This window comes from Roseomonas sp. F4, assembly GCF_053891155.1.
In genome coordinates this window covers 222,183-241,140 of the sequence record NZ_JBSSHK010000002.1, presented here as the reverse complement: position 1 = coordinate 241,140, position 18,958 = coordinate 222,183, and the positions used below count along the sequence as shown (strand labels likewise).

General features: G+C 69.0%; 20 protein-coding genes. 9 read left to right on the top strand and 11 right to left on the bottom strand.

Annotated features, from left to right (window positions below; all coding sequences use genetic code 11):
- Nucleotides 1-7: 7 nt before the first annotated feature.
- A complete protein-coding gene (locus ACVFYP_RS08610) occupies nt 8-889 on the bottom strand; it encodes a TauD/TfdA dioxygenase family protein (protein ID WP_499199754.1) in 882 nt (293 codons plus the stop codon).
- 135 nt (nt 890-1,024) lie between these two features.
- On the opposite strand from ACVFYP_RS08610, the gene ACVFYP_RS08605 reads away from it, so the two are divergent.
- Genes ACVFYP_RS08605 through htpG form a run of 3 tightly spaced genes read left to right on the top strand, consistent with a single transcriptional unit; the run spans nt 1,025 to nt 3,822 of the window.
- Nucleotides 1,025-1,570, top strand: a complete 546-nt coding sequence (locus tag ACVFYP_RS08605; RefSeq protein WP_499199753.1) for a histidine phosphatase family protein — start codon at nt 1,025-1,027, stop codon at nt 1,568-1,570.
- Nucleotides 1,567-1,926 carry a hypothetical protein gene (locus ACVFYP_RS08600; RefSeq protein ID WP_499199752.1) on the top strand — a complete coding sequence of 120 codons (360 nt, stop codon included), beginning with the start codon at nt 1,567-1,569 and terminating at the stop codon, nt 1,924-1,926. The genes ACVFYP_RS08605 and ACVFYP_RS08600 overlap by 4 nt, the downstream gene beginning before the upstream one ends.
- Nucleotides 1,927-1,983: 57 nt before the next feature.
- Nucleotides 1,984-3,822, top strand: coding sequence for a molecular chaperone HtpG (htpG, locus tag ACVFYP_RS08595; protein ID WP_499199751.1), 1,839 nt, complete (start codon nt 1,984-1,986; stop codon nt 3,820-3,822).
- 109 nt (nt 3,823-3,931) lie between these two features.
- Here htpG and ACVFYP_RS08590 read toward each other — a convergent pair whose 3' ends face one another.
- Nucleotides 3,932-4,879, bottom strand: coding sequence for an alpha/beta hydrolase family protein (locus ACVFYP_RS08590; RefSeq protein WP_499199750.1), 948 nt, complete (start codon nt 4,877-4,879; stop codon nt 3,932-3,934).
- 75 nt (nt 4,880-4,954) lie between these two features.
- On the opposite strand from ACVFYP_RS08590, the gene ACVFYP_RS08585 reads away from it, so the two are divergent.
- Together ACVFYP_RS08585 and ACVFYP_RS08580 are read left to right on the top strand one after the other, a co-directional pair.
- Nucleotides 4,955-5,842, top strand: a complete 888-nt coding sequence (locus ACVFYP_RS08585; protein ID WP_499199749.1) for an MBL fold metallo-hydrolase — start codon at nt 4,955-4,957, stop codon at nt 5,840-5,842.
- Complete coding sequence (locus ACVFYP_RS08580; protein ID WP_499199748.1) at nt 5,842-6,627, top strand: alpha/beta fold hydrolase; 786 nt, start codon at nt 5,842-5,844, stop codon at nt 6,625-6,627. The genes ACVFYP_RS08585 and ACVFYP_RS08580 overlap by 1 nt, the downstream gene beginning before the upstream one ends.
- Here the strand turns inward: ACVFYP_RS08580 and hpxZ are convergent.
- Nucleotides 6,621-7,016, bottom strand: coding sequence for an oxalurate catabolism protein HpxZ (hpxZ, locus tag ACVFYP_RS08575; RefSeq protein WP_499199747.1), 396 nt, complete (start codon nt 7,014-7,016; stop codon nt 6,621-6,623). The genes ACVFYP_RS08580 and hpxZ overlap by 7 nt on opposite strands.
- A complete protein-coding gene (locus ACVFYP_RS08570) occupies nt 7,016-8,179 on the bottom strand; it encodes an amidase (protein ID WP_499199746.1) in 1,164 nt (387 codons plus the stop codon). Before ACVFYP_RS08570 ends, hpxZ begins: the two co-directional genes overlap by 1 nt.
- 82 nt (nt 8,180-8,261) lie before the next feature.
- Between ACVFYP_RS08570 and ACVFYP_RS08565 the strand changes: the two genes are divergently transcribed.
- Nucleotides 8,262-9,050: an SDR family NAD(P)-dependent oxidoreductase gene (locus ACVFYP_RS08565; protein WP_499199745.1), complete on the top strand. Its 789-nt coding sequence runs from the start codon at nt 8,262-8,264 to the stop codon at nt 9,048-9,050.
- Between the two features lie 17 nt (nt 9,051-9,067).
- Here the strand turns inward: ACVFYP_RS08565 and ACVFYP_RS08560 are convergent, their stop codons facing one another.
- The 4 genes from ACVFYP_RS08560 to ACVFYP_RS08545 form a co-directional block, all read right to left on the bottom strand.
- A complete protein-coding gene (locus ACVFYP_RS08560) occupies nt 9,068-10,168 on the bottom strand; it encodes an ABC transporter ATP-binding protein (RefSeq protein ID WP_499200465.1) in 1,101 nt (366 codons plus the stop codon).
- Nucleotides 10,169-10,467: 299 nt separating this feature from the next.
- Complete coding sequence (locus tag ACVFYP_RS08555) at nt 10,468-11,364, bottom strand: carbohydrate ABC transporter permease (protein ID WP_499199744.1); 897 nt, start codon at nt 11,362-11,364, stop codon at nt 10,468-10,470.
- Between the two features lies 1 nt (nt 11,365).
- A complete protein-coding gene (locus ACVFYP_RS08550; protein ID WP_499199743.1) occupies nt 11,366-12,292 on the bottom strand; it encodes a carbohydrate ABC transporter permease in 927 nt (308 codons plus the stop codon).
- Nucleotides 12,293-12,362: 70 nt separating this feature from the next.
- Nucleotides 12,363-13,721: an ABC transporter substrate-binding protein gene (locus tag ACVFYP_RS08545; RefSeq protein ID WP_499199742.1), complete on the bottom strand. Its 1,359-nt coding sequence runs from the start codon at nt 13,719-13,721 to the stop codon at nt 12,363-12,365.
- A gap of 166 nt (nt 13,722-13,887) precedes the next feature.
- Between ACVFYP_RS08545 and ACVFYP_RS08540 the strand changes: the two genes are divergently transcribed.
- From ACVFYP_RS08540 to ACVFYP_RS08530, 3 genes are read left to right on the top strand one after another with little or no spacing between them, the layout of a single operon-like run.
- Nucleotides 13,888-15,006: an NAD(P)/FAD-dependent oxidoreductase gene (locus ACVFYP_RS08540; RefSeq protein WP_499199741.1), complete on the top strand. Its 1,119-nt coding sequence runs from the start codon at nt 13,888-13,890 to the stop codon at nt 15,004-15,006.
- Nucleotides 15,003-15,980, top strand: coding sequence for a threonine ammonia-lyase (locus tag ACVFYP_RS08535; protein ID WP_499199740.1), 978 nt, complete (start codon nt 15,003-15,005; stop codon nt 15,978-15,980). The genes ACVFYP_RS08540 and ACVFYP_RS08535 overlap by 4 nt, the downstream gene beginning before the upstream one ends.
- 7 nt (nt 15,981-15,987) lie before the next feature.
- Nucleotides 15,988-16,602 (top strand): DUF1345 domain-containing protein, encoded by a 615-nt coding sequence (locus ACVFYP_RS08530; protein WP_499199739.1) that lies wholly within the window; start codon nt 15,988-15,990, stop codon nt 16,600-16,602.
- Between the two features lie 33 nt (nt 16,603-16,635).
- Here ACVFYP_RS08530 and ACVFYP_RS08525 read toward each other — a convergent pair whose 3' ends face one another.
- The 3 genes from ACVFYP_RS08525 to aceA all read right to left on the bottom strand — a co-directional run bounded on the left by ACVFYP_RS08525 (nt 16,636) and on the right by aceA (nt 18,820).
- Complete coding sequence (locus tag ACVFYP_RS08525) at nt 16,636-17,172, bottom strand: cytochrome b (RefSeq protein WP_499199738.1); 537 nt, start codon at nt 17,170-17,172, stop codon at nt 16,636-16,638.
- Between the two features lie 97 nt (nt 17,173-17,269).
- Nucleotides 17,270-17,452 carry a hypothetical protein gene (locus tag ACVFYP_RS08520; RefSeq protein WP_499199737.1) on the bottom strand — a complete coding sequence of 61 codons (183 nt, stop codon included), beginning with the start codon at nt 17,450-17,452 and terminating at the stop codon, nt 17,270-17,272.
- A 21-nt stretch (nt 17,453-17,473) separates the two neighbouring features.
- Nucleotides 17,474-18,820, bottom strand: a complete 1,347-nt coding sequence (aceA, locus tag ACVFYP_RS08515) for an isocitrate lyase (RefSeq protein ID WP_499199736.1) — start codon at nt 18,818-18,820, stop codon at nt 17,474-17,476.
- Nucleotides 18,821-18,958 lie beyond the last annotated feature (138 nt).

The following is an 18,958-nucleotide window of genomic DNA, read 5'->3' as shown; positions in this document are numbered from 1 at the left end:
TCTCTCCTCAAACCGGCCTGTCGCCCTGGATGGTCACGCGGTTGCCGTAGCGCGTCGCGGGCCAGTAGTCCCACATCGCCCGGTGCTGCGCGCAGCGATTGTCCCAGAAGGCGACGGAATTGGTGCGCCAGCGGAAGCGGCACTGGAACAGCGGATTGGCGCTGTGCTCGAAGAGATAGGCGAGCAGCCCCGTGCTCTCATCCACCGGGATATCCAGGATGCGGCGCGTGAATCCCTTGTTGACGAACAACGCCTTGCGGCCCGTCACGGGATGGGTACGGATCACCGGATGCACCGCGCGCGGATAGACGGGCTTGTCCTGCACACCGACATTCGCATAGGTGCCGCGATAGATCTCCTCCCCGTCATGCACTGCTGTCAGACCCTCCAGATAGATCTTCATGCGGTCCGACAGCGCGTCATAGGCGGCGTACATATTGGCGAACAGCGTGTCGCCGCCGACCGCGGGCGATTCCTTGATATAGAGGATGCTGCCCAGTGGCGGTTCCTCGTCGCAGGACACGTCGGAATGCCAGAACTCGCCATTGGCGCGCGGGCTGTTGCGATCCGCCTTGATGATCATCAGTGCGGGGTGGCCCTCGGTTGGCGCCGCCGGGTGGATGTGCAGCGGACCGAAGTTCTGGCCGAAAGCCAGGTGCTGTTCCGGCGTCATCACCTGGTCGCGGAAGAAGATCACCAGGTTCTCGGCGAAGGCGCGATGAATCTCCTGCATCTGCTCCGGCGTCGGCCGGGCGAGGTCGACGCCGCCGAGCTCCGCGCCGATGATCGGCGTCAGCTTCTCCACCGTGATGCTGCGATAGGGTGCGGCGGCCTCCGCCTCATGCCGGTAGCGCGGGCCGGAAAGGTGGCTGGGCGTGACATGGTTCATGGACGTCCCCTTTTTTGGTGCACCGGCCGGGCCGATGGACGGTCGAGGGAACCGCAGCCTCCACCCCCCGTCAATGCACGCTTTACAACCGGCCCGGCCGCACGACATCGGGCTCGGACCAAGGGGAGGCCCGCTGTGATCCGCCTGCCGCGTCGTGCCGCGCTGGCACTACCCGCCTTGCTGCTGCCCCGCACCGCCCGGGCGGAGGGATGGCCGGTGCTGCACCAGGGCGGCATCGTGCTGTTCCGCCACGCCAACGCCCCTGGCGGCGGCGATCCCCCCGGTTTCCGGCTGGAAGATTGCGCCGCCCAGCGCAACCTGGATGCGGCCGGGCGCGACCAGGCGCGGCGCATCGGCGCGGATTTTCGGGCGCGGGAGATCCCGGTCGGTCAGGTGCTCACCTCCCGCTGGTGCCGGGCGCAGGAGACGGCGGAGCTGGCCTTTCCCGGCCAGTCCCGGCCCGAACCCGTCTTCGATTCCTTCTTCGCCAATCGCCAGAACGCCGCGCGGGTCACCGAGGCGGCGCGAGCCCTGCTGCAAGGCTGGGCGGGGCCCGGCGCGCTGGTGGTCACCACGCATCAGGTGAATATCACCGCCCTGACGGAGATTTTCCCGGCCTCCGGCGAGGGCATCGTGCTGCGCCGCGGCACGCTGGCGATCGCCGGGCGCATCCGGCCATGAGCACCACCCCCGCCATCCTGGCCGTGCTGCTGACCCTGGTGGCCGGCATCGCCTGCGGGCTGCTGTTCCTGCAACGCATCCGCCGCCCGCTGCTGGTGCTGATCCATCTGGTCCTGGCCCTGACCGCCACCGCCCTGGTCGCCTGGCTGGTGCTGCTGACGCCGGGCGGGCGCGGCGGCGGGCCGCCGGCCTGGTTGCCTCTGGCGCTGCTGGCCCTGGCGCTGATCGCGGGCTGGAGCGCCCGCCGCCTGCCCCGTGGCGCCCGGCGCGGCGCCAATGCCCTTCTGGCCAGCCATGTCTTCGCCGGGATCGCCGGCTTCCTGGTGCTGCTCGCCTGGGTCCGCCCGCCCGGTTGAAAAGCCCGGCCCGCCCGCGCATATCGCCGGCCGCGCAATGTGATGTGGGGACGCAAGATGACCGAGACTGCGGAGCGGCATGAATTCGGCGCCGAAGTGGGGCGCCTGCTCGATCTGGTCGTCCACGCCTTGTATTCCGAACGCGAGATCTTCCTGCGGGAGCTGGTGGCCAATGCCGCCGATGCCGTGGACCGCCGACGGTTCGAGGCGCTGACCGATGCCAGCCTGATGCTGCCGGCGGAGGCCAAGGTGCGGGTGGTGCCGGACAAGGCGGCCCGCACGCTGACCATCTCCGACCCCGGCACCGGCATGTCCAAATCGGAGCTGACCCAGCATCTGGGCACCATCGCCCGGTCGGGCACGCTGGCCTTCGCCAAATCCCTCGCCGATGCGCCGGCGGCGGAAAAGCCGAATCTGATCGGCCAGTTCGGCGTCGGATTCTATTCGGCCTTCATGGTGGCGGAGCGGGTGGAGGTCACCTCCCGCCGCGTCGGCACGGAGGAAGCCTGGCTCTGGGCCAGCGAGGGCCGCGGCGACTACACCCTGGCGCCGGCCGAGCGCGCCGAGGCGGGCACCGACATCGTGCTGCATATGAAGGCGGATGCGGAGGAGTTCCTGGAGCCGATGCGGCTGCAGACCATCATCCGCAAATGGGCCGACCACATCACCATCCCCATCACCGTCACCCAGGATGGGGTGGAGCAGCCGGCGAATGAGGGTACGGCGCTGTGGCGCAAATCGAAGTCGGAGGTGACGGAGGAAGCCAGCCTCGAATTCTACCGCCACCTCGGCAATATCTTCGACAAGCCCTGGTCCACCCTGCATTGGCGGGCGGAAGGCGCGCTGGAATTCAGCGCCCTGCTGTTCATCCCCGGCGCGAAGCCCTTCCAGGCGGTGGAAGGGGACCGGGAGAGCAAGGTGCGACTGCATGTCCGCCGCATGTTCATCACCGACGAGGCGGCGCTGCTGCCGCCCTGGCTGCGCTTCGTGCAGGGCGTGGTGGACACCGAGGACCTGCCGCTCAACGTCTCCCGCGAAATGCTCCAGGCCACCCCGGTGCTGGCGCGCATCCGCCGGGCGGTGACCGGCAAGGTGATGGCGGAGCTGAAATCGCGCGCCAAGGATGCCGAGGACTACATCAAGTTCTGGTCGGTCTTCGGCCCGGTGTTGAAGGAAGGCGTCTGGGAGGATGCGGAGCACCGGCAGGAACTGGCCGCGCTGCTGCGCTTCCGCTCCTCCGCCGTGGAGGGCTGGACCTCTCTGGCCGAGTATGTGGCGCGGATGAAGCCGGGGCAGGAGGCGATCCATATCCTGCTGGGCGACAATGCCGACACCCTGGCGAAGTCGCCGCAGTTGGAGGGTTTCCGTGCCAAGGGCGTGGAGGTGCTGCTGCTGACCGACCAGATCGACGCCTTCTGGCCGGAACAGCTCGAGCGCTTCGAGGGCAAGCCGATCCGCAGCATCACCCAGGGCAATATCGACCTGTCCGCGGTGGAAGGCACGGCGCCGGAGGGTGAGGCCGCCGACCTCGCCCGTCTGCTGCCGCTGCTGAAGGAGGCCTTGGCGAAGGAGGTGTCGGAGGTGCGCGCCACAGACCGTCTGGTGGACAGCGCCGTGGTGCTGGCCGCGACGGAAAGCGGCCCGGACCTTCAGATGCAGCGCCTGATGCGCCGCGCCGGCCGTGGCTTTGGTGGCGGGCTGCCGGTGCTGGAGGTCAACCCGCGCCATCCGCTGATCCGCCGCCTGGCGGAAAAGGCGGCGGCGGAAGGCGCGGAGCTGGCCGAGGATGCCGGCCTGTTGCTGGATCTGGCGCGACTGCAGGATGGCGACACGCCGCGCGATCCGGTGGCGTTTGCCCGGAAGGTGGCGGAGGCGCTGGCGATCGGGGGGGCTTGAAGGGCTGCAAGGCCCCCCTCACCCAACCCTCTCCCCCCGTTGGGGGGAGAGGGCTGCGCAGGCTTGGCGCGAAGCGCCTAGCCGGAGCGGGTGAGTGGGGCCTCGCAGGTCAGGGGCCAGCCCCCACCAGATGCGCCACAATCCGCCGAACCACCGCCGGATGCAGCGGCACCCCCGGCCGATCATACAGCGCGAGATTCCCCTCCCGATCCGCCGGCGACTCCCGCAGCACATGGTTCATCCCCGGCACCAGGGCCAGCGCCACCCCCTCCCGCGCCGCCGCCAGCCTTCGCGCATCTTCCGCCGAGACCTGAAGATCCGCCTGCCCCTGCATGACCAGCGTCGGCACCGACAGCCGCCGCAGCAACTCCGCCGGGTCCAGCGCGAACCAGGCGCGCAGATAGGGCTGCACGCTGGGCCGGAACAACGGCATCAATGGCGGCGGGACATCCGCCACCGCCTCTCCGCCCTCCAGCCGCGCAAGAATATCCAGCGACGCGGCGCGCAGATCCCCCGGCATCGGCGCCGCGGTCAGTTGCCGCCGCAGCAGATCGGCGGCCCGAAAACCCGGCGTGGCCAGCAGCACCAGCGCCGCCACGGGCCGCAGTCGTGCCGCCAGCAACGCCACCACCCCGCCCTCGCTATGGCCGAGCAGCGCCAGCCGATCGATGCCGGGCTGGGCCGCCAGATGATCCAGCGCCCGCGCCGCATCCTCGGCATAGAGATGCGGCGTCAGATCCTCCTCCTGGCCGATCGCCGCACGGCTGGCGGCGACGCCGCGCTTGTCCATGCGCAGGGTGGCAATGCCGGCATCGGCCAACCCCTCGGCCAGCAGGCGCAACGCGTCGTTGCGCAGGCCAGGCTGGTTGCCGTCCCGGTCAGTGGGACCGGAGCCCGGCAGCAGCAGGCAGGCGAGGCCGCGCCTGGGGCCTGATGGCCGCAACAGCGTGCCGTGCAGGCCGCCGGGCAGCACCACCGCCTCCGCGGCCTGGGCCGAGCCTGGCAAGGCCAGGGCCGAATGGGCGATCAGCGCGCGGCGGGTCGGTCGAAGAGTCATGGCTTCTCTGTGCCTCCCCCTTGCCCATCCCGCCAGCCTCGCCATTCTGGCGCGCCATTCAGGACGGACCACAGCATGACCAGCAGCGCGATCCAGCAGGTGCCCGGGGTGTTTCACCGGCGCGTGGGCGATATCCTCGTCACCGCCCTGAGCGATGGCCACCAGGACGCGCCGCTGTCGACCCTGGGCGACATCGCGCAGGAGGACGCCACCGCCCTGCTGCACAGCGCCTTCCGCCCCGTGCCGCGCCGCACGGCGGTGAACGGCTTCCTGATCCGCCACGGCGACCGCGTGGCGCTGATCGACACCGGCTGCGGCCCCTCCAAGCCCACGGTGGGGCGGCTGGCCGGCAATCTGGCGGCGGCGGGCGTGGCCGCGGAGTCGGTGGACACGCTGCTGATGACGCATCTGCATCCCGACCATTTTGGCGGGCTGACCGGGCCGGATGGCGCGCCGCTCTATCCCAAGGCGGCGTTTCGGCTGCATGTCGCCGAACATGCCTATTGGCGGGATGACGCCGCCATGGCCGCCTGCGATGCCGCGCGCCGCGCCGCCTTCTTCGGGGGTGCCCGTGCCCGGCTGGATGCCTATGCCGAGCGTACGAACCTGTTCACCGCCGGCGAGGTTTTTCCGGGCGTCACCGCTATCCCCCTGCCCGGCCATACCCCGGGCCATACTGGCTTCCTCATCACCTCCGGCGCAAAATCCCTGCTGATCTGGGGCGACATCGTGCATGTGCCGGAGGTGCAGGTGCCGCGGCCGGAGGCGACGATGGCGGTGGATGTGGACCCCGCCCAGGCCGCCGCCACACGCCGGCGCATCTTTGACCAGGTGGCGGCGGACCGGCAGGCGATCGCCGGCATGCATCTGCATTTCCCGGCCATGGCGCATCTGGCCCGGGAGGGTGACGGCTATCGGCTGGTGCCCGATGCCTGGACCCTCGACCTCGACGGAGACATCTGATGCCCTGGATCGACACCGCCGGCATCGCCCTGCGCTACGAGGTCACCGGCACCGGCCCCGAGACCCTGCTGCTGCTGCACGAAATGGGCGGCAGCCTGGAAAGCTGGGACCCGTTGTTGCCCCTGCTGACGCCGCGCTTCCGCATCATCCGCCACGACCAGCGCAATGCGGGCCTGTCGGAAAAGCCGCGCGGCCCGATGACCATCGACCAGTCGGGGCGGGACGCCATCGCGCTGCTCGATGCGCTGGGCGTCACCGAACCCGTGGTGGTGATCGGCACCGCCGTCGGCGGCGCGCTGGCCTTGCATCTGGCCGCGACCTTTCCGGACCGGGTGCGGGCGGCCATCGTCACATCGCCTGCCACCGGCGTGCCGGCCTCCGCCCGCCCGGGCGTGCTCGACCGCGCCGCGCGGCTGGAGCGGGACGGGCTGCGCGCTGGGGTGGATGACGGGCTGGCACTGAGCTACCCGCCGGTGCTGCGCGGCGATGCGGCGCGCTTTGCGGCCACGCGGGCGCATCGCATGGGCATCGACCCCGCCGGCTTCGCCGCCACCCTGCGCATGCTGGCCGACCTCGACATGACGGCGGAGCTGCCGCGCATCGCCTGCCCCGTGCTGGTCATTGCCGGCCAGCACGACCTGACCCGCCCGCCGGAGCGTGTGGCCCCGGTGGCGGAGGCGATTCCCGGCGCCACCTTCCGGGTGCTGGAGAGCGGCCATTTCATGGCGCTCCAGACCCCCGAATTGCTGGCCGAAGCGATCCTGACCTTCCTCGAAGGTCAATAAGCCGGCGAGGATTCCGTCACCGAGACATGGGCGGCAACGACCTTCCAGCCCACGTCCGGAAACCTCACAAAAGTCTGGCTCTGCCGCCCCGGCATGTCGCGCCCGCGCATGTCGAACTCCAGGTTCACGGTGGCAAAATCGCGCCCCAGCGTGGTGATGACCAGCCGGCGGTGGTGCAGCTTGATGCCCGGCCCCGGCGGCCGGCGCACCCGATGCGCGTGGATCTCGTCGAACCCATAGCCGTTCTCATGAATGGCGTAGCGGATGGTGTGGGGCGAGTTCCAGAAGGTGGCGTCCAGCACCTCCACATTCTTGTCGATCAGCGCCTGTTCGTAGCGTTCGAACAGCGCGCGGATTTCCGCCACCACCTCCGGGATATTCACCTCCATCAAGCCATCTCCTCCATTGCCAGCGCCATGCGCAGCAACAGGGTGTCCGCACCGCGCGCCGCGAGCAAGGACAGGCCCACGGGCCGGGCATGTGCCAGGGCGCCCGGCAGGCTGATCTGGGGATGCCCGGCCAGCCCGCCCTGGGCGCAGAGGCACAGGATCTGATCGCGGATCGGCGTAAGCGCCGACAGCGGCAGCCCGGCCCTGGGCGCCGGGAAGGGCGTGGTGGGCATGGCGAGCACCGTGCCGGGCGGCAGCAGGTGGCGCAGCCGCCCCCTCGCCTCCTGCCGCATCAGCGCGGCCCAGCCCCGCTCCGCCTCCGCCGTCGCGGCGCCCATCACCAGGCCGCGGGCGACGGAGAAGGCGAAGCGCGGATTGTCGCGCTCGATCCAAGCCCGAAAAGTCTCCCAGGCCTCGATGGGCTGCAGCGTGCGCTGGGCACGGCCCCAGGCGGTCAGGCCGGGCGGCGCCATCACCTCCTCCCGCCAATCCGGGACGATCTTTTTCAAGCGATCGAGCATGGGTTGCAGCGCGGCGGCCGTCTCGGGCTCGGCGAAGCCGAAGGCGTCGGTCGCGATGATGAGTTTGGTCGGCAGCGCATCGGCCACCTTCTCCCCCAGCAGCACTTCGGAAACCCGGGCAAAGGTCGCGGCATCGCGGGCGAACCAGCCGGTGGTGTCGGAACTCGGCGCCTGCGGCAGCATGCCGGTCAGGTCCAGCCGCCCATGCGTCGGGCGGATGCCGTAGAGCCCGCAAAAGCTGGCGGGCACGCGGACGGAGCCGCCGGTGTCGGTACCCAGTGCCAATTGGCACAAACCCTGGGCCACGGCGCTGGCGGAGCCGGAGGAGGACCCGCCCGGCACATGCCCCGGCGCGGCCGGATTCAGCGGCGTGCCCTCAAAGGCGTTCTCCCCCAATATGCCCAACGAGACCTCGTCGGTGATGGTCTTGCCGATCAGCGTCGCCCCGGCATTGAGCAGGGTCTGCACCGCCCAGGCATGGCGCACTGGCACCGGGTTCTGCCGCGCCCAGTCCGGATTGCCGCCGCCGGTCGGGTGGCCGGCGATGTCGAACAGGTCCTTGGCGGCAAATCGCAATCCGGCCAGCGGGCCGCCGGGGCTGCCCTCGATGCGAATATCGGTTCCGGGCACGAAGGGGGACATGGCGGCTCCTGCGGCGTTTCGCCGGAGTATGGCGCAGCCCCCCGCGCGCATGGAATGCTGCGGCCGAAATAGGGGGATGGCCATGTCTCAGGAACCGGCGCGGGTCGCGCTCATCACCGGCGCCGGGCGCGGCATCGGCCTCGCCACCGCGCGGCGCTTTCGGGCGGAGGGCTGGCGCGTGGCGCTGCTGGATATCGACGCAGCGCTACTGGATTCGGCGATGGCGGAGTTGGCGCAGCCCGAGGCCACGCTGGCGCTGCCCTGCGACGTGGCCGATGCCATCGCCATCACGGCTGCCATCCGCGCGGCCCATGCGCATTTCGGCCGGCTCGACGCGCTGGTGAACAATGCCGGCACCGCCGTCTTCAAGCCGATGCTGGAAACGACGCCGGCGGAATGGGCGCGGGTGCTGGCGGTGAACCTCACCGGGCCGTTCCTGGCGGTGCAGGCCGCGGCGCCGCTGATGGCCGAAGGTGGCGGCGGAGCGGTGGTGAACATCACGTCCATCTCCGGCCTGCGCGCCTCCACCCTGCGGGTCGCCTATGGCACCAGCAAGGCCGGCCTCGCGCATCTGACGAAACAACAGGCGGTGGAACTGGCGGCGCTCGGCATCCGCGTGAATGCCGTGGCGCCGGGGCCGGTGGACACCGCCATGGCCAAGGCCGTGCACTCACCGGCGATTCGCGCCGATTACCACGACACCATTCCGCTCAACCGCTACGGGCTGGAAAGCGAGTTGGCCGAGGCGATCTTCTTCCTGTGCAGCGACCGCGCCAGCTACATCACCGGCCAGGTCATCGCCGTGGATGGCGGCTTCGAAGCGACAGGGATCGGCCTGCCAACCCTGCGCGCCGCACGACGCAATCTGTAGATCGCGCGCGCGAACACCTACAGCACCAGGCCGCTCTCCGGATCGATCAGATGCATGTGGTTGAGATCGGCCGCCAGCGCCATCGCCTGCCCCGGCTCGGCCGGCGTCGTCGGGTCGATGCGCGCGCAGATCTCGGCACCCTGCATCCAGAAATGCACCAGCGTCTCCATCCCCATCGGCTCGATCACCTCCGGCGTCACCTCGAAGACTGCGATATTGTCGCGTTCAAGATTCTTCGGCTCCGTCAGATGCTCCGGCCGGATGCCGAACAGCACATCACGCCCCGCCGCCGCCTGATACCGCGCCGTGCGATCCGCCGGCACCGGCAGCACAATCCCGTTCGGCAGATTCAGCCGCAACGCACCCGACCCATTCTCCAGCCTGGCAGGGAAGAAATTCATCGCCGGGCTGCCGATGAAGCCCGCGACAAACCGCGTCCGCGGATGATGATACAACTCCTGCGGCGGACCCACCTGCTCGATCACGCCGTGATTCATCACCACCACACGATCCGCGAGCGTCATCGCCTCCACCTGGTCATGCGTCACATAGACCGTGGTGGTGCGCACCTTCTGATGCACCTTCTTGATCTCGGTCCGCATCTGCACACGCAACTTCGCATCCAGATTCGACAGCGGCTCATCGAACAAGAACACCTTCGGGTCGCGCACGATCGCCCGCCCCATCGCCACACGCTGCCGCTGACCACCCGACAGAGCCTTCGGCTTGCGCTGCAACAACGGCTCAATATCCAGAATCCGAGCGGCGTTGTTCACGCGCTTCGCGATCTCCTCCTTCGCGAACTTCCGCAGCGTCAAACCGAACGCCATGTTCTCGTAGACGGACATGTGCGGATACAGCGCATAATTCTGGAACACCATCGCGATATCCCGGTCGCGTGGCGGAATGTCATTCACCACCGTGCCACCAATCGCAATCTCACCCGAAGTGATCTCCTCCAACCCCGCGATCATCCGCAAGGTCGTGGACTTCCCACACCCCGAAGGCCCCACCAACACAACAAACTCATGATCCGCAATCTCCAGATCAATGCCCTTCACCGCCTGGACATTGCCCTCATACGCCTTGACCACCTTGCGAACCGAAACCTGAGCCATGTCGAAACCCCTAGCAGGATGAGGATGGATGCGGGTTGCGCGTGTGGATTTGCAGGGAGGGCGCTGCCCTCCCTGCACCCTCCCGCGAAGGGGCAGTGGCCCCTTCGAACCCTCGAATGAAGGGACAGGGTGGAGGAGGGGCACGAAGCGACCGTCGAACATGCGCTTGCGCCATGCCCCTCCTCCACCCTGTCCCTTGATGGGTTTCCAAAGGGACCACTGTCCCTTTGGCAGGGGGTGCAGGGGGACATCGTCCCCCTACCAGCCACCCAGCGCCACCGGCGCCCATCCTCACCCCGCTAGCCCTTCGTCGCGCCGGCGGTGAGGCCGGCGATGTAGTAGTCCATGAGGAAGGCGTAGACGATCACGGGGGGCAGGGCAGCGAGCAGGGCGCCGGCCATGATCTGGCCCCAGGCGAAGGTGTCCGCGCGCACGAGTTGGGAGACGACGCCGATGGTAAGCGGCATCTGGTCGGGAGTGGTGACGAAGGCGGTCGGATAGACGAAGGCGGCCCAGGAGACGGTGAAGGCGAAGATCGTCGCCGCGATGATGCCGGGCATAGCCACGGGGATGAAGATTTTCAGCAGCATTTGCGACCAGGAGGCGCCGTCGATCAGCGCGGCCTCGTCGAGTTCCTTGGGGATGGAGGCGAAGTAGCCGATCATGATCCAGGTGCAGAAGGGGACAGTGAGCGTCGGGTAGACAACGACGAGACCCCAGGAGGAGTTCAGCAGCCCGAGTCCGCCGACGATCTGGTAAAGCGGGATGAACAGCAGGGTTTCCGGAATCAGGTAGGTGAGGAAGACGCCGGTGGCGAGCGCCTGGCTGCCCCAGAAGCGCATGCGCGCCAGGGCAAAGGCGGCCAGCGTCGAGATCACCATGGTGATCAGCACGACGCAGACGGTGATCTTCACGCTGTTCCAGAAGAAGACCAGGAAGGTTGGGTTGCCGAGGATGGCCGCGTAGTTTTCCAGCGTCGGGTTGCGCACCAGCCAGGGATTGCCGGAGAGGTTGGCGACTTCGGCGCTGGTCTTCAGGCTGGTGATGAACATGTAGATCGGCGGCGCCAGGAAGATGATGGCGGCGAAGATCAGGGAGATATAGGCCGTCCACAGCGCCCAACGCCGTTCGGAGGAAAGGCTGCCCGCCTTGTGGTAGATGCCCGGAAGGTCACGATTGGCACCGCTGGCGCTCATCTCACGCTTCCTCCTTGTTCCGGCGGGTAACGCCGCGCAGCACGAAGTAGGCGAAGATCGCGAGCAGCGGGAACATGAACAGCGACACGGCGGCGCCGCGTGGCACGTTGCCGGACAGGATGCCGACCTGGAAGGCGTAGGTGGCGAAGACGTGGGTCAGGTCGCGCGGCCCGCCATTGGTCAGCACGCGGACGATGTCGTAGTTGGCGAAGGTGACGATCAGGCTGAACAGCACGGTGATGCTGATGATGTTGCGCATCATCGGCAGGGTCACATAGCGCAGCCGCTGGAAGCCCGTGGCGCCGTCGATGGCGGCCGCTTCGTACAACTGCTCCGGCACGGATTTCAGCGCCGCCAGGTACATGATCATGAAAAAGGGCGCGCCATACCAGACATTGACGATGATGACGGAAACGCGCGCCCACCAGGGCTCGCCGAGCCAGGGCACGGCGGGCACGGCAAAGACGTTGAGCAGGTAGTTGATCGATGAATAGCTGGGGTCGAACATCCACCACCAGCCGAGCGTCGACAGGGCCGGCGGGATCACCCAGGGGATCAGCAGCATGCCGCGCCATTTGCGCTGCCCCTTGGCGGGGATGTCGTGCAGCATATGCGCCAGCCAGAAGCCGATCAGCGCCTTCAGCAGCACCGCGCTGACGGCGAAGATGCAGGACTGCATGATCACCATGTAGAAGGTGTCAGTGTCCAGCAGGATGGCGAAGTTCTCGAGGCCGATGTTGCGCACCATCGTGCGGTTCAGCGTCGAGAGGTACATGGCATAGACGGCCGGATAGGCGACCAGCCCGCCGATCACGATGATCAGCGGCAGGGTCATCAGGAAGGCGATGGTCGATCGCCGCCGCGTGAATCGTTGCAGCGAGGTCACACCCTCGCTCCGACCTGCCAGCATGCTGCCGTCGGCTGCCATGCACTCGCTCTCCCACCAAGCTGCAGCGACAAGGGGCGGGGCGCCGGCTGGCGCCCCGCGTCAGGCCAGTTCAGCCGCGCGCGAAGTTGCGCAGCTCGCGTTCGGCCCAGGTCAGCGCCTGGTCGATCGTCTCGCCGCCCTGGGACACGCGGGCGACCAGCTTGGTGTTGATGGCCTGGTTGTAGGCCTGCACAGCGATCTCCGCCGGCGCCGGGGCGAAGGCGACGGATTGCGTGGCGTTGTGGTGTGGCTTCAGCGGGTAGTTGTAGACCACACCGGTGGGCGGGCCTTCGGTGCGCCAGATGTCGAAATTCGCCATGGTGCCGAAGGGTGGGATGTCGTAGCCGCTGCTGGTCGTCGTCTGCCGTTCCGCCGAGGTGCGGTCGGAGAGGAATTCCAGCAGGCCCTTGGCCGCCGTCTTGTTCCGGCTGAACGACCAGATGCCCCAGAAATACGGCAGGTAGGGCGTGAAGCGGCCGGAGGGGCCGGCCGGCATCGGAAAGGTCCAGCACTTCTCCGCCACCTGCGGCGCATCGCGCTTGGCCACCGCCCAGGTGGAGGGCGGGTTGAAGATCAGGGCGGAGCGGCCGGAGATCAGCGCGCGGTTGTTGCTGGCATCGTCCCAGGCCCAGACGTCGTTCGGCAGGAAGCGCGCCAGCTTCACCAGGTATTCCAGGCCGGCGCGTACGCCGGGGTCGCGGCGCACCGTCACGGTGCCGCTTTCGTCGATGAACTTGGCATTGTAGCTGCGGAACAGCGCGCCCACCCAGTCCACCGCATCGGTGAAGCTGCCCATCGGCAGGCCGAAGGAGAAGCCGGCGGCGTGGCACTTCTCGGCCGCGGTCAGGAAGGTGTCCCAGTTCCACTGGTCGACGCCCGGGCCGGTGCGGTCTTCCGCCGGGTACATGGCGCGGACATCAAGGCCCGCATGTTCCTGCAGCAGGTCGAAGCGCGCCAGGCAGGGCTTCTGCTGGGTGCCGGAGACGGCGGGGATGGCGCGCCAGGAGCCTTCCCGCTTGGCCAGGAATTCGGCCGCCGGGTTGATCGGGCCGTATTTCGCGACCAGGCGGCCGACCACGTCATCCACCGGCTCCAGCAGCCGGGCATGGGCGGAGGGCTCCCAGGTCGGGAAAGACAGGATGTCGTGGCCGCTGCGGGCCTGGGCCTGGGCGGCGATGGTCAGCAGGTTCTGGTTGCCGACGGAGGTGATGAAATCGACCTGCACGTCGACGCGGTTGTTGCGGCCCCATTCGGCGCAGAGCTCGCGCATGATGCCGTTGCCGGCCGGCACCCAATGGTCCCAGAAGCCGCAGCGCAATGTGGTGGTGGCCTGGGCGTGGACCGCGGGCGCGGCAAGCGTTCCCCCCGCCACGGTGGCCAAGGCACTGGCGCGCAGCACATCGCGCCGGCTCATCCCGTCGAATGCCATCCGAACCTCCTCCCTCGCGGCCGGTTCTCCGGTCCGCTTTGTTCCCAAGGGTAGGTTAGTCAGCCCTTGCGCGCGCATGCAACCGCTGATGACGTTGCTTTCGCGATAGGAATTGCGCGGTGCCGGAGGATTGACCCAGGCCCCCCGGTCGCGGGACCATGGCGTCATGGATACATCGGACTTCGACGTCGTCGTGATCGGCGCCGGCATCGCGGGCGCCACGGCGGCCGCCCATTGCGCGGCCACCGGCCGCGTCGCGCTGATGGAGGCGGAGGAGACCGCCGGCTATCACAGCACCGGGCGGTCCGCCGCGATCTGGATCCAGAATTACGGCCCGCCGGATGTGCGTCGCCTCTCCGCCGCCTCCCGCGCCTTCTTCGCCACGCCGCCCGCCGGCTTCGCGGAGGTGCCGATCTTCGCGCAGCGCCCCGTTGTCACCGTGGCACCGGCCGACCAGGCGGCGGAGATGCAGGCGATGCTCGACGCCGGCGAGGGGCTGGAGCCGATTTCGCTGGCGGAGGTCGCCGCCATGGGTCCGCCGCTGAAGCCCGGCTATGCCGTCTCCGCCGCGATCGAGCGGGATGCCTTCGACATCGATGTGGCGGCGCTGCATGCGGGCTTCCTGCGGGCCGCACGGGCCGCTGGCGGGGTGCTGGCGCTGCGGGCGCGGGCGGGGCGCATCTGGCACGACAAGGGGCTTTGGCACGCCACGGCGAATGACGGCGCGGTCTATCGCGCCCCGGTGCTGGTGAATGCCGCCGGCGCCTGGGGGGATGAGGTGGCGACCCTGGCGGGACTCGCACCGATCGGCCTTCAGCCGAAGCGGCGCACGGCGCTGATCATCGATCCGGGGCTGGAGGATTGCGGCGGCTGGCCGCTGGTCGGCGATGCGGCGCATAGCTGGTACGTGCGGCCGGAGGCGCGGCGCAAGCTGATGGTCTCCCCGGCCGATGAGACGGACATGCCGCCACATGACGTACAGCCGGAGGAGATCGATGTCGCCATCGCCATCGACCGCATGCAGCAGGCGCTGGATATCCCGGTGCATCGGGTGGAGCACCGCTGGGCCGGGCTGCGCAGCTTCACGCCGGATCGCAGCCTGGCCATCGGCTTCGACGCGCAGGCGCCGGGCTTTCTCTGGATGATCGGCCAGGGCGGCTACGGCATCCAGACCTCACCCGCCGCCGGGCGGCTGGTGGCGGGACTGGTGGCCGGCGCGGTGGCGGAGGAGCTGTTGCCCGTGGTGCCCCTCGTCGATCCCAACCGCTTCAGGACCGCCGCATGACCGCTCTGCCCACCCCCGCCGATGTGCGCGCCGCCGCCGCGCGCATCGCGCCCCACATCATCCGCACGCCAATGCTGCGCCATGCGCTGCTGGATGCGCTGACCGGCGGCACGATCCTGGTGAAGCCCGAACCCTTGCAGCGCACCGGTAGCTTCAAGCTGCGCGGCGCCACCAATGCCGCGCTGCTGATGTCGGAGGCCGCGCGCGCCGGCGGCGTGGTGACGCATTCCTCCGGCAATCACGGCCAGGCGGTGGCCTGCGCGGCGGCGATGCTCGGTATGAAGGCGCTGATCGCCATGCCGATGGACGCCCCCGCCATCAAGGTGGAGAGCACACGCCGCTGGGGCGCCGAAATCACCGTCTTCGACCGCAAGACGACGGACCGGGAAACCCTGGCCGCACGGCTGGCGGCGGAGCGGGGCGGCACGGTGCTGCCACCCTTCGACCACCCGGATGTCATCGCCGGCCAGGGCACGCTGGCGTTGGAGCTGTTCGAGGATGCGGCCGCCGCCGGCCTGGCGCTGGACGCGCTCGCGGTCTGCACCGGCGGCGGCGGGCTGATCGCCGGCTGCGCCCTGGCGGCGGAGGATGCCTCCCCTGCCACGCGGATCTGGGCGGTGGAGCCGGAGGGCTGGGACGATACCAAGCTGTCGCTGGAAGCCGGCCAGCGCATCGCCAATGATGGCCAGGGATCGACCCTGTGTGACGCGCTGCTGTCGCTCCGACCCGGGGAGCTGACCTTCGCGGTGAACCAGCCGCGCCTGGCCGGCGCCGTGGTGGTGACGCCCGCCGAGGTCTTCGCGGCCATGCGCTTCGCCTTCGAGCATCTGAAGATCGTGGCGGAGCCCGGTGGCGCCGTGGCGCTGGCCGCCGTGCTGGCTGGCAAGGTGGAGGCGCGCGGCCGCACGGTGGGCGTGGTGGTCAGCGGCGGGAATGTGGACCCCGCCGTCTTCGCGCAGGCCCTGGCGGCCTGATCGCGCCATGCGCCGCGACCTTCTGGGCGGGGCGCTTCTGCTGGCGGCGCTGGTCGTGGTGGCCGTGCATCTCGGCGGCGGGGCGCGGCTGCCCACGGCGCTGCTGATCGGCTGGTGCGCCGGCGCGGCGGGCTGGATGGCAATGGTGCTGACACGGCGCCGCGCGCATACCGCAGAGGGTCTGCGGCACCAGGCGGCGGCGCTGGATGGCAATCGCTGGGCGATGCTCAGCGCCGCGCTCAGCGCGTCCCTGGCCTCGCTGGTGGCGGTGGGCTGGGCGCTGGTGGAGGCGCCACGGCCGGCCCCGATCGGCCTGCTGCTGCTCGGCCTCGGCACCATCGCGATGTCCTGGCTGTTCCTGCATGTGCTGTTCGCGGTGCATTACGCCCATGCGCATTGGCGCGAAGGCAAGGGCATCGCCTTCCCCGGCAATGCCCTGCCCGATTTCCAGGAATTCCTCTACTTCGCCTTCACCGTCGGCATGACCTTCCAGGTCTCCGACGCCAGCACCGAAAGCGCGGCGATGCGGCGGCTGGTGCTGCTGCACGGGCTGCTGGCCTTCCTGTTCAACGCCGTCATCCTGGCCGCCGCGGTGAATCTGGCGGCGACGCTGGCGGGGTAGAGGGCTTTTTCAGCAGCCTGTTGAGACCTCGGTTCAGGGCTGATGCAGCCAGGGGATCATGCGCCCCGCCACGCCGTCACGCCGGATGAAGGCGTGGTACAGCGTGGCCAGCACATGCAGCACCACCACGCCGAGCAGCAGATTGGCCAGCACCTCATGCACGCCCTCGAACAGCTTGCGCTGCCCATAGGCGGCCAGCAGGTTCGGCACTTCGAACAGGCCGAGCACCGGCACCTGCGCACGGGCGGACAGCACCGTGGCCATGCCGGCGAGCGGCACCAGCAGCATCAGCGCATAGAGCGCCAGATGCGCGGCGGCGGCCAGCCGATGTTCCCAGCGCGCCTCACCCGGCTCCGGTGGCAAGGCGGGCCCCACCAGGCGGGCGATCAGCCGCGGCAGCAGTAGCGCCAGCACGCCAAGGCCGAGCAGCACATGCACGCCAAGCCCCACCGCGCGGTCCGGCCCACGGGCCAGATCCTCCATCAGCGAGCCGAGCAGCCAGGCGGCGGCAATCACCGCCGCCATGGTCCAATGCAGAATGATCTGAAGCGTCGAATGGCGCGTGGGCATGCGAAATACCTCCTGGCCTGACGTGACCCAGGGGGCACAGCCTGCGCGCGCAACCCGCCTGCGGCATTGATCCACCGCAAGCGGGCTGCGTTCGCCTTCAGGCGCCGGCCATCCGGCCACGCTCGCTGCAGGCCCAGCCGTGGCTGTGCACCAGGCCGTCATCGTAATCGACTTCCTGCCGCGTCACCTGCACCGGCGGGCGATGCACCATGCGGCCGCGTTCGCCGCAGGCCCAGCCATGGCTGTGCACCAGGCCGTCATCGTAGTTGTCGTCGGTCATGATCGTGCTCCGTGCTCGGGTTCAGTGGGCGGGAACGGGTTCGGCCTCGCGCGACTCCGCGGCCCCCGTGTGGAACTGCGCGGCCTCGGTGCTGGTGGCCAGCGCCGTGGTGCTGGCGGTGCCGCCGCTGGCGGCGGTGGCCACCGCGTCGAAATAGCCGACGCCGACCTCACGCTGGTGGCGGATGGCGGTGAAGCCCTCGGCCTCGGCGGCGAATTCGGCCTGCTGCAATTCGGAATAGGCGCCCATGCCGCGCTCGGCATAGCCGCGGGCGAGCTGGAACATGGACAGGTTCAGGCTGTGGAAGCCGGCCAGGGTGACGAACTGGAACTTGTAGCCCATGGCGCCCAGTTCGCGCTGGAACCGCGAGGCGGCCTCGACGCCCATCTTGCGCTGCCAGTTGAAGCTGGGTGAGCAGTTGTAGGCCAGCATCTTGCCGGGAAACTCGCGGTGGATCGCCTCGGCGAACTCACGCGCATCCTGAAGGTCGGGGTCGGAGGTTTCCCACCACAGAAGATCAGCATAGGGCGCATAGGCCAGGCTGCGGGCAATGGCATAGGCCTTGCCCATGCCGGGGGCGATGCGGAAGAAGCCTTCCGGCGTGCGCTCCCCGGTCAGGAAGGGGCGGTCGCGTTCATCGACATCGGCGGTCAGCAGCTGCGCCGATTCCGCATCCGTGCGGCACAGCAGCACGGTCGGCACACCCTCCACATCCGCCGCCAGCCGCGCTGCGTTCAGCGTGCGGATATGCTGCTGGATCGGCACCAGGACCTTGCCGCCGAGATGACCGCACTTCTTCTCGGAGGAGAGCTGATCCTCGAAATGCACGCCGGCGGCGCCGGCATCGATCATGGCGCGCATCAGCTCATAGGCATTCAGCGCGCCGCCGAAGCCGGCCTCCGCATCGGCGATGATCGGCGCCATCCATTGGGTGCTGTCTCCCTTGCCTTCCTGCACGGCGATCTGGTCGCAGCGGCGCAGCGCGTTGTTGATGCGGCGCACCACATTGGGCACGGCATCGACCGGGTACAGCGACTGGTCCGGATACATCTGCCCGGCGGTGTTCGCATCCGCCGCCACCTGCCAGCCGGAGAGGTAGATCGCCTTCAGCCCCGCCTTCACCTGCTGCACGGCCTGCATGCCGGTCAGCGCGCCGAGCGTGTTCACGAAGGGCTCCGTTTGCAGCAGCTGCCACAGCCGCCGCGCGCCTCGATCGGCGAGCGTGTGCTGCACCCGGAAGCTGCCGGCCAGCTTCGCCACATCGGCCGGGCTGTAGTCGCGGCGGATGCCGTCGAAACGGCCGGGCTGTGCAGGGCCGGCGCCGAGGCCGCCATCGGGGGCGTGAAGCGGGGCGGGAAAGGGACGCATGCATGAAACTCCTGACGGGCCGCGCGATCGCGGCGCCCGTCAATGATTCACATTGCAGCGCCGAAAATCCTCTGGAATCCTCACCGCGGAGCGGCAATCCTGTGGTGGAATTCACAGAACGGCCGGAAAATTTGTAAA